Origin of the sequence: Sphingomonas yantingensis (assembly GCF_014199325.1) — a bacterium.
Lineage (GTDB): Bacteria > Pseudomonadota > Alphaproteobacteria > Sphingomonadales > Sphingomonadaceae > Sphingomonas > Sphingomonas yantingensis.
On record NZ_JACIJJ010000008.1, the window covers coordinates 1 to 12,342 of the forward strand.

At 67.1% G+C, this 12,342-nt stretch carries 16 protein-coding genes; 11 read left to right on the forward strand and 5 right to left on the reverse strand.

Features of this window, described 5'->3' with window-relative positions; all coding sequences use genetic code 11:
• The 3 genes from FHR19_RS17175 to FHR19_RS17185 form a co-directional block, all read right to left on the reverse strand.
• Positions 1-896, reverse strand: an 896-nt coding sequence (locus tag FHR19_RS17175; protein WP_184031118.1) for a replication initiator protein A, incomplete at its 3' end; no start/stop codon positions are given.
• A 70-nt stretch (positions 897-966) separates the two neighbouring features.
• Positions 967-2,010 (reverse strand): ParB/RepB/Spo0J family partition protein, encoded by a 1,044-nt coding sequence (locus FHR19_RS17180; protein WP_184031120.1) that lies wholly within the window; start codon positions 2,008-2,010, stop codon positions 967-969.
• Between the two features lie 53 nt (positions 2,011-2,063).
• The gene (locus tag FHR19_RS17185) at positions 2,064-3,263 is read right to left on the reverse strand and encodes an AAA family ATPase (RefSeq protein WP_184031123.1); all 1,200 of its coding nucleotides are present in this window, start codon (positions 3,261-3,263) and stop codon (positions 2,064-2,066) included.
• Positions 3,264-3,390: 127 nt separating this feature from the next.
• Between FHR19_RS17185 and FHR19_RS17190 the strand changes: the two genes are divergently transcribed.
• From FHR19_RS17190 to FHR19_RS17205, 4 genes are all read left to right on the forward strand, one after another.
• Complete coding sequence (locus tag FHR19_RS17190) at positions 3,391-3,669, forward strand: type II toxin-antitoxin system Phd/YefM family antitoxin (protein ID WP_184031126.1); 279 nt, start codon at positions 3,391-3,393, stop codon at positions 3,667-3,669.
• Entirely contained in the window at positions 3,666-4,004 is a 339-nt protein-coding gene (locus FHR19_RS17195) for a type II toxin-antitoxin system RelE/ParE family toxin (protein ID WP_184031128.1), read from the forward strand. The genes FHR19_RS17190 and FHR19_RS17195 overlap by 4 nt, the downstream gene beginning before the upstream one ends.
• A 167-nt stretch (positions 4,005-4,171) precedes the next feature.
• A complete protein-coding gene (locus FHR19_RS17200; RefSeq protein WP_184031130.1) occupies positions 4,172-5,785 on the forward strand; it encodes a sensor histidine kinase in 1,614 nt (537 codons plus the stop codon).
• The gene (locus FHR19_RS17205; protein WP_184031132.1) at positions 5,782-6,363 is read left to right on the forward strand and encodes a response regulator transcription factor; all 582 of its coding nucleotides are present in this window, start codon (positions 5,782-5,784) and stop codon (positions 6,361-6,363) included. Before FHR19_RS17200 ends, FHR19_RS17205 begins: the two co-directional genes overlap by 4 nt.
• A 4-nt stretch (positions 6,364-6,367) precedes the next feature.
• Here the strand turns inward: FHR19_RS17205 and FHR19_RS17210 are convergent, their stop codons facing one another.
• Both FHR19_RS17210 and FHR19_RS17215 read right to left on the reverse strand, forming a co-directional pair.
• Entirely contained in the window at positions 6,368-7,423 is a 1,056-nt protein-coding gene (locus FHR19_RS17210; RefSeq protein ID WP_184031134.1) for a tyrosine-type recombinase/integrase, read from the reverse strand.
• A gap of 904 nt (positions 7,424-8,327) precedes the next feature.
• Entirely contained in the window at positions 8,328-8,714 is a 387-nt protein-coding gene (locus FHR19_RS17215; RefSeq protein ID WP_184031138.1) for a hypothetical protein, read from the reverse strand.
• A gap of 148 nt (positions 8,715-8,862) precedes the next feature.
• On the opposite strand from FHR19_RS17215, the gene FHR19_RS17220 reads away from it, so the two are divergent.
• The 7 genes from FHR19_RS17220 to FHR19_RS17255 all read left to right on the forward strand — a co-directional run bounded on the left by FHR19_RS17220 (position 8,863) and on the right by FHR19_RS17255 (position 12,289).
• Positions 8,863-9,093: a LuxR C-terminal-related transcriptional regulator gene (locus FHR19_RS17220; RefSeq protein WP_343053324.1), complete on the forward strand. Its 231-nt coding sequence runs from the start codon at positions 8,863-8,865 to the stop codon at positions 9,091-9,093.
• 459 nt (positions 9,094-9,552) lie between these two features.
• Positions 9,553-10,017 carry a LuxR C-terminal-related transcriptional regulator gene (locus tag FHR19_RS17230; RefSeq protein WP_184031145.1) on the forward strand — a complete coding sequence of 155 codons (465 nt, stop codon included), beginning with the start codon at positions 9,553-9,555 and terminating at the stop codon, positions 10,015-10,017.
• Positions 10,018-10,028: 11 nt separating this feature from the next.
• On the forward strand, positions 10,029-10,355 hold the full coding sequence (locus FHR19_RS17235; RefSeq protein ID WP_184031148.1) for a hypothetical protein: 327 nt from the start codon (positions 10,029-10,031) through the stop codon (positions 10,353-10,355).
• The gene (locus FHR19_RS17240; protein ID WP_184031150.1) at positions 10,297-10,809 is read left to right on the forward strand and encodes a hypothetical protein; all 513 of its coding nucleotides are present in this window, start codon (positions 10,297-10,299) and stop codon (positions 10,807-10,809) included. Before FHR19_RS17235 ends, FHR19_RS17240 begins: the two co-directional genes overlap by 59 nt.
• 19 nt (positions 10,810-10,828) lie before the next feature.
• Positions 10,829-11,254: a helix-turn-helix domain-containing protein gene (locus FHR19_RS17245; protein ID WP_184031152.1), complete on the forward strand. Its 426-nt coding sequence runs from the start codon at positions 10,829-10,831 to the stop codon at positions 11,252-11,254.
• A 45-nt stretch (positions 11,255-11,299) separates the two neighbouring features.
• Positions 11,300-11,566, forward strand: coding sequence for a hypothetical protein (locus tag FHR19_RS17250; RefSeq protein ID WP_184031154.1), 267 nt, complete (start codon positions 11,300-11,302; stop codon positions 11,564-11,566).
• 159 nt (positions 11,567-11,725) lie between these two features.
• On the forward strand, positions 11,726-12,289 hold the full coding sequence (locus FHR19_RS17255) for a hypothetical protein (RefSeq protein WP_184031156.1): 564 nt from the start codon (positions 11,726-11,728) through the stop codon (positions 12,287-12,289).
• Positions 12,290-12,342 lie beyond the last annotated feature (53 nt).

Sequence of the window (12,342 nt, forward strand, 5' to 3'; positions counted from 1 at the left end):
GGGGCAGGGGGCGCCTTCGCGGTCGTCGCGTCCGTCACCGACCGCACCGGCCGCTCGGCATCGGCGCGGCGGCGCATCCTGAGGCTCGGCTCGCGCTTGCCCGCGGGCGTCTCGATCGACAGCGCATAGCCGGGCAGCTCGTCGCGCTCGGCGATCTTGGCGATCTCGAACTTGAAGCGGCGATATTGCCCCTCGGCCCCTGACTTCTCGAACAGCGTCGGCATCGAGATGGCGAAGCCCGCCTCGCCCGCGCCGCCGGCATGCTTGCGCGCCACGCGGTAGAGCCAGCGCTCGCGCCCGCCGGTCAGGTCGAAATAGGCGCGGTCGATGCTGAGCACGCCGCCCTGCATCAGCACGCCTTCCCAGAACCAGTTCGACAATTCGATCGTCATGCCGCGCGACCGCTCGGTCTTTTCGTCGACCAGCTGCGTCCAGCCATCGAGCCAGCTGAACGTCGCCTCGCGCCGGTTTTCGGCGCGGATGTTGGTCTTGACCGTGGTCGAGACGAGCCGGTCGAGCGCCTGGCCGAGCAGCTCATACGCGCGCCCCGTCGTCGGCCGCCCGATCGCGCGCAAAAGGTCATAGGGCATCAGGTGCAGCTTGCGCGGCACGTCGTTGATGCCGCGGCGCGCCATGTCGGCCAGCACGCTCGCGCAATAGATGAGGATATCCGCGTCCCAGATCGTCGCCATGCCGTAATCGGGATTGCCCGACACGTGCACCCACAGCTTGCCGTCGGGGCTGCGGTAATCGATCGGCTTCACGCGCTTGGTCTTGGCAAGGCTGAAGAACGGCCGCTCCATCATCTCGCGCTGGTCGCGCAGCGGCAGGTCGGCGAGATAGGGAAGGAACAGGTCGAACTGTTCGGATATCCGCTGGCGTTCGGCGCGGCTCATGCGCTGTTTCCCCGGGGAAACAGGCGGGGCAGGGCAGGGCCGTTTCCCCGGGGAAACACGGCGCGCGTCTTCACCGGATCAGCCCCCGCCCCTCGGCCTCAAGCTGCGCCAGCGCGGCGCGCAGCGCATTGGCGAGGTCGTTCACATCCGCGCCCGACCCGGCATGCAGCCGGATCGTCACCCCCTGCCGGTTGACCGACTGAACGCTGAGCGCCGGCCGCCCATGCGGCGTCGTCCAGACGAACGGGGCCGGGCCGTCGTCGCTATCGGCATTCGGCGCATCCATCAGCCGGCGCAGAACGGCGGCGGCGGGGTAGGGGGGCTGCCCCGCCTCGCGCCGCGCCGCCTGTTCTTTCTCGATCGTTCGCGCGGCTGCGAGGATCGCGCGCGCCGCCTCCTTGTCGTCCAGCGCCTGAGCGAGCGCATAGCCGGGCTTCAGCTGCACCTCGGCGGGGGAGGCGAAGGCGGCGATGACGCCGTCGGGGATCCCCGCGACCTTGATCATCTTCGACAGCCAGCCCTTCGACAGCTTCAGCCGCTCGGCCATCCGCGTCAGGTGGTTGCCGTAATGGCTCTTGAGCGCGGCGGCATAGTTGCGCGCGCGCTCGAGGTCGGACACGTCCTGGCGCGCGCGGTTCTCGAGGTCGGCGAGGCGGAAGGCGGCCTCGTCGTCGAGCACCGCGACCTGCGCCACGAACTGCATCTCGGGATAGCTGTGCGCGCGCAGCCAGCTGATCGACCAGTGGCGGCGGGTGCCGGCGATCACCTCGAACTCGTGGTCGGGATCGCCCTCGATCCGGCGGACGACCGCGGGGACCTTCTGCCCGCCCTCGGCGATGATCGAATCGATGAGCTCGCGGCACCCCGCCTCGGTCAGGTGCGCATAGGATCGCGCATTGCCCGGCCAGATCCGCACCCGCGCCGGATCGAGCAGCAGCTGCGTCACCTGCCGCACCTCGCCCGACGCGACCCGCGCCAGCGCCGATTCGCGCGCGAGGAGCGAGCCGCCGCGCACCCGCATGGGTTCGGGGGCAGGGGGCGTCGCCACCGCGTCCGGGACGACGGGCTCGTCGGCCAGCAGGGCGGCGAGATAATCGGATTGCTTACGTGCCACGGGACATCTCCGGCGCGGAACATAGAAAGAACACGGGCCTGTAGGACAGGGAATCAGGCCGCGGCATTGAGCACGTCCTCTGCCGCCGCCGGCGCGACCCGGCCCCAGCCCTGACGGACGAGCTGTTCGAGCTGGCCCATCGCCTCGTCCAGATTCTCGCGGCATCGCTTGTGCGTCTTGGGCGTGCCGATCGGCTTTTCGAGCTCATAGACCGTCATCATCCGCATCGCCGCGTGGCTGATCTCGGCCGATTCGAGGATCGGGACGGGCAGCAGCGCCGCGCCGAAGCTCTGTTCCATGATCGCGCGCACCATCGCGTGGCTAGGATCGTTGCTGTCGAACTTCGAACAGATCAGCCGGACGAAGCTGTAATCGACCGCGATTCCCGCCTCGCCCAGTTGTTGCAGCACCTGGTCCATCATCGACAGGAACTGGACGGTCGAGCAGAAATCGGGCGTCGTCGCCGCCAGCGGCACGAGCAGCGCATTCGCCGCCTGCATGACGGCAAGACTGATCGTGCCGAGCGCGGGTGGCGGGTCGAGCAGCACCACGTCGTAATTGCGCGCAAGGTCGGCCAGCCCCTGTTTCAGCTTGCGGAACCGGGTCGCCAGCACCGACTGCCCCTCCGACCCCGCCGCCGCCAGCTCATATTCGACGTCGAACAGCTCGAGGTTCGAGGGGATGAGGTCGACGTTCGGCCACGGCGTCCGCTTGACGGCATAAAGGAGGTCCGCCTGCGTCGGGTCGATCGACAGATAGGGGTAGAGCGTTTCCTCGCGCGTGATGTTGAAATGCGGGTTGAAGCCGAACAGCGTCGTCGTCGTCGCCTGGCTGTCGCAATCGACCACCAGCACGCGGTACCCCTGCACCGCGAAATAATGGGCAAGGTGCGTCGTCACCGTCGACTTGCCGACCCCGCCCTTGAAGTTCTGGACCGCGATGATCGCCGGCACGTCGAGGGGCGCGCGGGCAGGGGAGGCGCCCAGTACCTCGCGCATGTTGAGCAAATCCTCGACTGTGTAGCCGAGTCGCCGCCCGTTCTCGCCCGCGGGGGCAGGGGGCAGGCGGCCGTCCTCCTCGGCCATGCGGATGCGATTGGTCGAGCAGCCGAGCAATTGCGCCGCCTCCGCGATCCCGAACCGGACGTTGAGGCCCTTGCGGCTTTCGGGCAGGAACGCCTTGCGCCGTAGCCGCTCGATCATCCGCTCGCCCGCATCGGCAAGATCGCCGATCTGGCTTGTGATTGCATCCATTGCGTAAGCCCGCCTGCCGATTGAAGGTAATGCGCGAGGAACCTGCGCCAAAAGCTTCAACACCGCAAGCAATGCTTGCGATCTGGTGTCGTCTGACCCATATTCGGGTCTGATGGAGGGTCCGAATATGGGCATGTTGGAACGTGTGCGGCCGGTGAGCTGGTTCAAGGCGCACGCCGCCGAGGTATTGCGCAACGTTGCCGAGGATCGCACGCCCTACGTCATCACCCAGAATGGCGAGGCCAAGGCGGTGGTGATCGATATCGCCAGCTATGAGGAAGCGCAGGAGACGCTGGCGCTCCTGAAGCTCGCCGCGATCGGGCGCGAGGATGCGCGCGAGGGCCGCGTCCGGCCCGCGCGTGACGCCATCGCCGCACTTCGCGAGCGTACCCGCGCCGGCCAGTGATCCGCTACCGCGTCGATGTCACCGGCGCCGCCGAGGCCGATCTGGAGCAGGTCCGCCGCTGGCTCGTCCTCAATGCCGGCGTCGATGCCGCCGACCGCTTTCTAGGCGAGGTTGCGACCCGAATCGACACGCTCGAGGCGTTCCCGGCCCGCGGCAGCGTGCCCGCCCCGCTCGCCGACCTCGACGAGACGATTCGCCAGATGCCCGTCGGCGCCTGGCGACTGCTCTACGACGTGGACGAGAGGAGCGTCGGCGAGGGCGTCGTGACGATCTTCGCGATCGTCCACGAACGCCGCAGCCTGGTCGACGCCCTCGCCGAGCGGCAGCGCCGCTGATGTTTCCCCGGGGAAAACCCGGGATGTGCCGGGGCGGGCAGGGGAGGGCGGGTGGGGGAACATTCCATCGCGACGAACTCCCGGTCTGATGCGGCTGTCGGGGCCGTCGCCCCATCCGGGTATTCTCCGGGTTGGTGGGCACGGCAGGACGCGGCAAAGCCGCAAGCGTGAACATCCATAGCGCCTCGCTCGTCGCCGATCGGCTCGACGTTCCGACCGACCGCCCGGCCGTTCGCGCCGCGGGGGTGCTGGCGCTCTATGCGCTCGGCTTTGCGCTGACGCATGGGGCGGCGAGTGCGTGGGGCGGGGCGGGCTATTACTCGCTGTGGTTCCCCGCGGCGGGGCTACGCCTCGCACTGCTCTGGCGGATGGGGGCGGTCTGGACGCTGCCCCTGTGCGCGATCGAGCTTGCGGTCGATTTCGCGACGGGCGCGGTGCCGATGACCGGGTCCGACGCGCTGATCGGGTGGCTGGGCGTGGTGCGGCCGGTGCTTGCCTATGGCGGGACGGTCTGGCTGGTCCGCCGGCTGATGCCGCAGGACAAGACCCGCGGCATCGCCGCGCTTGCCGCGCCGATGCCGTTCGCGGTGGCGAGCGTCGCCGCGCCGCTGATCGCCGCGCTGTTCACCGTGCCGCAGGCGATGCTGCGCGGCGACCTGACCGGCGTCGTCACCGCGCGCGAGATCGGGCTGTCGATTGCCGCCTTTACCGTGGGCGACGTACTCGGCGCGCTGCTGATCGCGCCGCCGGTGCTGTGGGTCGCCGATCGCCTGTCGGGCCGCGCGCATGGGCCCCTGCCGCGCCCGCGCCCGGGGCCGGTCGCCGAAAGCATCGCCGCGCTGGTGTTGGGCGCGGTGGCGGGGGAGACGCTGGGCTGGCTCGGCCTCGGCTCGCAATCCGCGCCGAGCCTGATTTCGGTCGCGTGGATCGGCCTGCGCTTCGGGCGGGTGCCCGCCTGGTTCGCGCTCCTCGCCGTGTGCGCGATGCTGTTGCCGCAGACGGCGGGGGCGATGGACACGCCCGCACGGCTGCAATTTCACCTCGGCCTCGCCAGCGTGGTCGTCGCCGGCTATCTAGCGGGCAGCTTTCACGATGCGCAGCGGCGGGCGCGCGCCGACCTGGCGCGGCGCGATCGCTTGCTCTTTCAGGCCGACCGGCTGAAGACGCTGCGTGCGATGTCGGTCGCGGTCATCCATGAAATCTCGCAGCCGCTCTCGACGCTGGCGATCGAGGCGAAGCATCTCCACGAACTGACCGTCAGCGCGGATCCCGAGACCGCGGCGACCGCGGCGCTGATCGACCGCAAGGCGGCGCACCTCTCCGACCTCGTCCGCCGGCTTCGCCGCTATGGCGGGCGCGCGGTGGACGAGCCGTCGGCGCTGCCGCTCGCGAACCTGATCGAAAGCGTCGGCGCGCTTGCCGCCTCCGAGGTACAGGCTGCGGGTGCCCGCCTCGCCGTCACCGCGCCCGATCCGGCGCTGGCGGTGATGGCGCAGGAGGTCGAGCTGGCACAGGCGGTGGTCAACCTCATCCGCAACGCGGTGCAGGCCTGCGGTCCGGACGGCGAGATCGCGTTGTCGGCGAACGCCGAGGCGGGCAAGGCGATCATCCTCGTCACCAATCGCTGCGCCGCGAATGCGCCCGCCCATGCCGGGATGGGCGTCGGCACCCTCGTCGCGCGGGCCATCGTCGAGGCGCATGGCGGCCGCCTGACGATCGTGCGCGACGGGGCCGACGTGCGTGCGGTCGTCACGCTTCCGCTGATCGGAGCCGAGGCATGAGCGACGCACCCGTCATCTATGTCGTCGACGACGACCGCGACCTGGGCGCCAGCGTCGCGCGGCTGCTCCGGCGCCAGGGCTTTGCCGCCGAGCCGTTCCTCGACCCCGCGATCCTCCTGCCCGTCTATGCCGACGCGCCCGCGCATTGCATCGTCACCGACGTGATGATGGGCGACATCGACGGCTTCGCCTTTGCCGACCGCATCCGCGCGGTCGATCCGGCGGCGGCGATCATCTTCATGACCGCGTGGCCGACCACCGCCAATGCGGTCGATTCGGTGCGCCGCTATGGCGGGCTCGACTATCTCGAAAAGCCGATCGATGAAGCGCGCCTGATCGCCGCGGTGACCGAGGGCGTTGCCTGGAGCATCCGCCGCCGCGCCGCGCGCGACCGCACGGCGAAGCTGACCCCGCGCGAGCGGCAGGTGCTCGACCTGCTTGCAGAGGGGCATCCGAACAAGGTCGTCGCCGACCGCCTCGGCCTGTCGACCAAAACCGTCGAGGACCACCGCGCCGCCGTGCTCGCCAAGACCGGCGCCAACGGCCTCGCCGCGCTGATCGCGCTGGCGCGGGGGTGAGGGGCTAGAGCTTGCCGACCACCTTCGCCGCGGCATTCGCCTCGACCGCCAGCGCCTGCGCGTAGCGGGCGGGTTGCGCGGGGCTTTTCCAGCGCAGCGCCTGCATGATCCCGGCCAGGTCCTGACCGCTCGCGAACAGGTCCTGCGTCAGCCCCACCCGCGTCGAATGCGCAGTGAGCGCGCGCCGCCACGCGTCGTAGTCGGCCGCGTCGATCATGCCGAGCAGCCCCTGATCGTGCGCGGCGTCGAGCATCGCGCGATAGACGAGCGTCACCGACTGCGCGGTCAGGCGCGTCCCCACCGTCCAGATCGAGGTTCCCGCCTGATCGCGGGCGCGGTGCAGGCGGCGGAACACCGGCCCCTCTCGCGCCCCGCCGCAGAGCGCGCGCCAGTCCGCCAGCGCCGCCATCGTGCGCGCCGAGAGATAGGCATAGGCGCCCGCCCCTTCCTGATCCGCCTTCGACCGCGGCACGAACAGCCGCCCGCCGCCGCCATGGCCGCGCTCGACATGGCCCCACCCGATCGCGACGATCTCCGACCGGCGCAGCCCCGTGTCGAAGGCGAGCGACAGAAGCGCGCGGTTGCGCGTGCCCGCCGCATCCTCGCCCGCGGCGGCCAGCATCGCCTCGACGCACACGCCCACCGGCCCGGCGGCGGCGAGCGGATCGGCGACCTCGCCGCGAAAGCGCAGGCCGCGCGCCTGACGCTGCCGCACGCCGAGCGCGCGGCGCTGTGCCTTCAGTTCGAGGCGGACGAGTTCGGTGCGCGTCGGATCGGGCTGATCGGCAAGCGCGTGGAGCCGCGCGATCGACGCGGTGTAGCGCGCCAGCGTCGCCGCCTTCTTCCCCGCCGCCGCCTGCTCGCGCAGGAACCCCGCGACGGTGGCTGGCAGTGCCGGCACCGCGACGAACCCGCGCGCGCCGCACCACGCGCCGAAGATCCGCGCATCGGCCCGAAGCGCCCGCCAGCTATTCTCGCTCATCGCTCGGCGCGCGGCATCGACGACCATCGGGTCGACCGAAACCGGCATCTCGGCAAGGATCGGAATCAGCGCGCTCATCGGCCGCGACGATGCCCGCAAGTGCCGCTCAAGGCAACCGCACTAGCGATAGCGGACATTATCGCTAGTTCGATTCGAGGTGTTGCTCGCGGTTGTCGTTCGCGTCCGTTGCTAGCGACGCGGCCAATCCGCGGCGGCTTGGCCGCGTTCAATCATCATGCTTGCAGCAGCCGTTCTGTCGCACTGCTGTCATGGCCACGGACGCCCCTGGCTTTGCCAACGATGATGGACGGCGTCCGACCCTGCCCCCCACCGTTTTGACAGGGTCATCGTCCCTTTGACGTGCGGCGTTCCGCACTATGCAAAATCGCTCTGACAGACGCCGAGATCGCGATTTTGCGCTATGTCAGAATGGTCATTTTGACATAGCGAAAAACTTGGGCGCAATACCGTAAATCTGGGGGTCCCAGATTTAGCGAGAATTTGCAGGGCAGGGTCAGCACTCACGCCTATTTGAGGCGCGATTACACGACTTTCCGCAAAACGTGCCCCCCACCGTTTTGCATAGCAAATTGCACGCAAACCATATGCTGAATCGAGGTGAAGACGGCTTCGCCTATGGTGGCGCGGGGCGGCGCCAGGTCCTCCTGCCGACGTGATCGGCTTCCGGAAGGCGGCAGCGCAGGGTGCGCTGAAACGATAAGGAAGCGGTTCGTCGACGGCCGGGGGAGAAGGGGGTAGTCGAGAGCTTAGGATTTGGTCGTGAGCGTCTTCTTGGCGAACAGCGAAGTGCCGCAATCCCCGACGCCTCATCCCTACGCGAACAAACTGACGATCGTAAGCGCGCATCCGGCCAGACAGGCCGCGACACCAGCTATCCGGACGCGCCGTCGCTTGCGGATTTCGCCGGCCATCAACAGAGCAGCGCCGCCGAGCAGCAGCACCAGACCGGCATCGCCTGCCGTCACGCCGGGAGACCCGCGTCGACGGCCTTCTTCCGAAAGACGGCTTCGATGAAATCGGGGCAGGCGGCCTGGTGCGCCTCGATCACTTTCAGCCAGTCCCTCAGCGTCACCAATGCCCAGAAGTCGCCTTCGGAAAGGTTCAGGTATGCATCGTCCCCGACGATTTCGGCGTAGCCGCGCGAATTGAACAGCCAGGCGATCGCGTCGTCTTCGGAACCGGTAAGCGCGATCAGCGCACCGAGAAGCTCGATCAGGATGTCGCGTGCATCCACGCCATAGCGACCGCCGGGGTCATGGAGCATGACGTCGATGAAGTCCGAGCAGTTATCGGCTTCACGCCAGAGGCGGTCCAGCATGGCATCGCTGACGGGGTGGGTGGAATGCATCCTGATCGCTCCGCTTATGGCGATCGGATGGATACCGACCGTAGCTTCTCCGCGCATTCGTCGAAACCACTAGTGAAAATTACGGATATGCCCGCCGACGCGAGGCTTGGGGGGCTCTTGGGTCTTGAACAGATCCAGGAAAATGAAGGTGAATTTCTATCCCAACGTCAGGCTTACCTCGAGAGAGGAAGAGGTTTGCCGCCTCGTCATCAAGGGCCTTTCAGCCGCGGAGATCGGGCACTGTCTCGGCATATCGGCTCGAACGGTCGATCAGCATTGCAACAACGTCAGCCTGAAGCTGGGTTCGGAAAATCGGGCGCACATGGTGGCGCACTTGCTGGTTCGGGGCTTGATCGTGATAACGACGGCCGACCTGTGATCAAACTGTGGCGGTTGAGCGCCGTACCCCCGCTGCTTCGTCACAGCAGACCAAGCCGCCTTCGCTCCCTCAGGCGCCCCGGACGCGGGCGGCGGCGTGGTTGGTGCGAGTCGTGAAGCGGTCGCGGCGCGCTGCTTGAACCACACCGATCCGGCGGTCAGCTTCGGCGATGATCTCGCGCAGGGCGGTTGCCAGCGTCTTCGCGACGCCCTGCCGTTCGAATGCGGTCCCAACGTCCCACACGTCGCGGGCCGCCGCGTCTGCGCAGAATATGATTGCGTCAGATTGGACCTTTCTTACTCGGAACTGAACGTTTAGCTGACCCTTAAGGATGCTACTCCGATCCGAATTGCATCGAAGAAGGGCGCAACGAGTGATCAGTGAACGGTTGGGTCGGGATCAATCCGACACGCGCCCGCGCGGCTTCGACAGCGTTGGTGCCGCGCTCAACGTCGCTTCGTGACCGGATCCCCTTCCCATACGCTGCCCAAGCTCACCGCGCGTCAACACGACTGCATGCGCCTGGCCAGCAAGGGCAAAACCAACAAGGAAATCGCGTACGATTTGGGGCTCTCGATCAAGACGGTCGACGGCTATGTCGACGGAGCCAAGACCGGCCTCGGTGTGATCTATCGCCGCCATGCGGTCGCCAAGTATCAAGAATTGTTCGAAAATGCATCCCCCGGGGAATCAAACCCGGTTGAGGGAAATTCTTCTTCACCTGTACCCGAACCCCAGCAACCAGCGGTCGAAGCACCGGCGGGGCGAGGGATGGAGTGGCTGACCATGCTGCTTCGTCTGACGGTCATCCTTGGATTGACGCTCCTCCTCACCGGCGGTCTTTCCCTGGGAGCACAATGGGCGGTGTATTCAATCGCGTATTACAACGCGGTGAGGTCACCCCTGACAGGGGAAAATCGATGATCAAACGGGACGTGCTGGAGTTCATCACAAAGCTCGACGGTGCCGAGGCGGGCTGCGATGCGGCGCTGGCCAGCTACACGCAATTGATGGCCTCAGCGCAGGCTGTCGAGGGTTTGAAGTTCGGGGAGAGCCAGGCAGTCTATGCCGACATCGCCGAAGCGATGAACCTGCATCTGCGCGGGCGTTTTCACCTTGCCCGTGCCCACGCCAAGGCACTCGAGATTGCCGAGCGGCGCGAGCTGATCCCGCACGCGTGGGGCGATACGATACCGACGACGAATGCTGAGCGCGATGCGCCGGCGGCGTCGATCGAGACGCATCTACGCGCTGTCGCATAACCCGACACGGGATCGCGTGAGCCCCACCTTCTTCTTTGCTGCGCTCGGGATCATTTCGTTGCTCGCCATTTGGCGCGGCGGTGGTCCCGAGCGGTGGGTGGCTCTGATTCTGTTGTTTACGGCGGTGGCGGATCTCGCCTTCGTGCTGACGGCAGGACAGTTGGTGACGCGCGATATCCGTATCCTAGTGCTCGATTGCGCGCTTGCCATCGCCATCACGATCATTGCGCTGCATGCCGAACGCTATTGGCCGATGCTGATCGCGGCATTTCTGATCGTCGGCGCGGAATTGCAGATCGGGGTCTGGCTGGCGCCCGTGCACGAACAACAGGTCTTCAAGGTGGCGCATGCAGCGTCAGCCTATCCGGTCCTGTTCACGCTACTGGTCGGAACGTTGCGCCATTGGTGGCGCACCCGAAAACGACCAGAGCGGGACTGGACTGTCTTTCGATAAGGGGCGTTCGATGCCTTTCGTGGATTCCGAGATTCAGCAAATTGCCGATCGGCTGCGTTCCATCAGTCTCGAGGTCAAAAAGCTGCCGAACATTCAAGATGTTCACACTATCCCCGTGGGTATGACGGAGGCGGCTCGAAGGGCGGAGCAGCTGTATCTAACACGCAGGCGCCGGGATAAAGTGTTCGAGAGCTTCGACCTTTTCGGCGAGCCGGCGTGGGACATCATGCTCGATCTGCTCGTGATGCAGGCGCACGATCGACGGGTAGGCGTCAGCTCGTCCTGTATCGCATCGGCATGCCCCTCAACCACAGCGTTGCGACACATCAAGAGGCTTGAGGACCACGGGCTGATCACCGTGACTGATGATCCTTACGATCGGCGCAGGCGGTACATGGAGCTAACTTCAACCGCTCTGGACCTGCTTCGCACTGCGCTCGCCTAAATACCGATCGTCGTCACCCGAGGCTTGAGGTACAATCGCTGAATGATGATGGACGATCCCTTCTCCGGCGAGCCAATGAGCGAAGGGGAAATCGCGGACTGCGTCGAAGCGCTTCTGCGCACCTATGGGAACGAGGCAGGGGCGTTCCTGATCCGCGAGCTGGAAGGCGCGTCCAATTCGTCCGCCCGATCGAATTGGACGAGCATCGCAAGTCGCTATGCTGATCTCGTGGAGCGAACCGCGGACGCCCACCGATCCACGCTTCTGGAGATCGAAGCTCGAGTGAAGGCGTCGGGCGTAACTCTTAACTGATCTCGTGCTGCCTTTTCAGGCCGCTTCCAGCTTCACCGACGTCGTAAAGCCCCGATCGCCGAGCGCGTGCGCGACCTCGGCGATCAGCCATTTCGCGTCCGAGATCTCCTGCTCCAGCCCCTTCACCGTCGCGCGCTGCTGGCGCAGATCGACGGGCGCATGCCCGAAAGGCTGGCCAGGCTGGAGACCGAGGTCGCCGGATGGGACCGCTACGTGCCCGCCCGCCCGCCCGCGCCCGACGCCTGTTTCGTGCCGGTCATCGCCGTCGCGCCGACGCCGGCGGGCTTCGACCTGACCGTCGGCTTCACGCTGATGCAGGGCGACCAGAAGTTGGCCGGACAGGGCGTGCGCGCCGCGCTCACCCCGACGCGGCTGCCCGAGGGGACCGGCGCCGACGACCGCGCCGCCGACCTGTCGGCCGCCTATGCCGCGGGGAATGCCGAGCAGAAGAAGCGGATGGCCGCGGCGCTCGGCAATCTCGCGCTCGGCATCTACCGCAATACCGAACTCGTGGGACAGGCGCCGGCGATGATCCAGGGGGTGGGCAGCAACCCGTCGATGCTGACGCGGATCGGCCAGTTCAAGCTCGCCGCCAGCCTCTTGGGCTTGCAGGGCAAGGGGTTGGCTGGGATCGCGACCAGCATGCCGAAGCTCTTTTCGGCGATGAAGGTAAAGGCTCCGGCCGCCGCCTCGACCAGCGAGGCCGAGGAAATCGCGCTCTGATCCGCCCTCGCCGCCCCTGCCTTCCCACGGCGGGGGCGGCGACAAGGCCCCAT

Excerpts from the sequence above, each read along its gene's own strand:
- FHR19_RS17205 (WP_184031132.1), top strand. The coding sequence starts at position 5,782 with ATGAGCGACGCACCCGTCATCTATGTCGTCGACGACGACCGCGACCTG.
- FHR19_RS17215 (WP_184031138.1), bottom strand. The coding sequence starts at position 8,714 with ATGCATTCCACCCACCCCGTCAGCGATGCCATGCTGGACCGCCTCTGG.
- FHR19_RS17185 (WP_184031123.1), bottom strand. The coding sequence starts at position 3,263 with ATGGATGCAATCACAAGCCAGATCGGCGATCTTGCCGATGCGGGCGAG.
- FHR19_RS17190 (WP_184031126.1), top strand. The coding sequence starts at position 3,391 with ATGGGCATGTTGGAACGTGTGCGGCCGGTGAGCTGGTTCAAGGCGCAC.
- FHR19_RS17255 (WP_184031156.1), top strand. The coding sequence starts at position 11,726 with ATGCCCGAAAGGCTGGCCAGGCTGGAGACCGAGGTCGCCGGATGGGAC.
- FHR19_RS17250 (WP_184031154.1), top strand. The coding sequence starts at position 11,300 with ATGATGGACGATCCCTTCTCCGGCGAGCCAATGAGCGAAGGGGAAATC.
- FHR19_RS17240 (WP_184031150.1), top strand. The coding sequence starts at position 10,297 with ATGCTGAGCGCGATGCGCCGGCGGCGTCGATCGAGACGCATCTACGCG.
- FHR19_RS17210 (WP_184031134.1), bottom strand. The coding sequence starts at position 7,423 with ATGAGCGCGCTGATTCCGATCCTTGCCGAGATGCCGGTTTCGGTCGAC.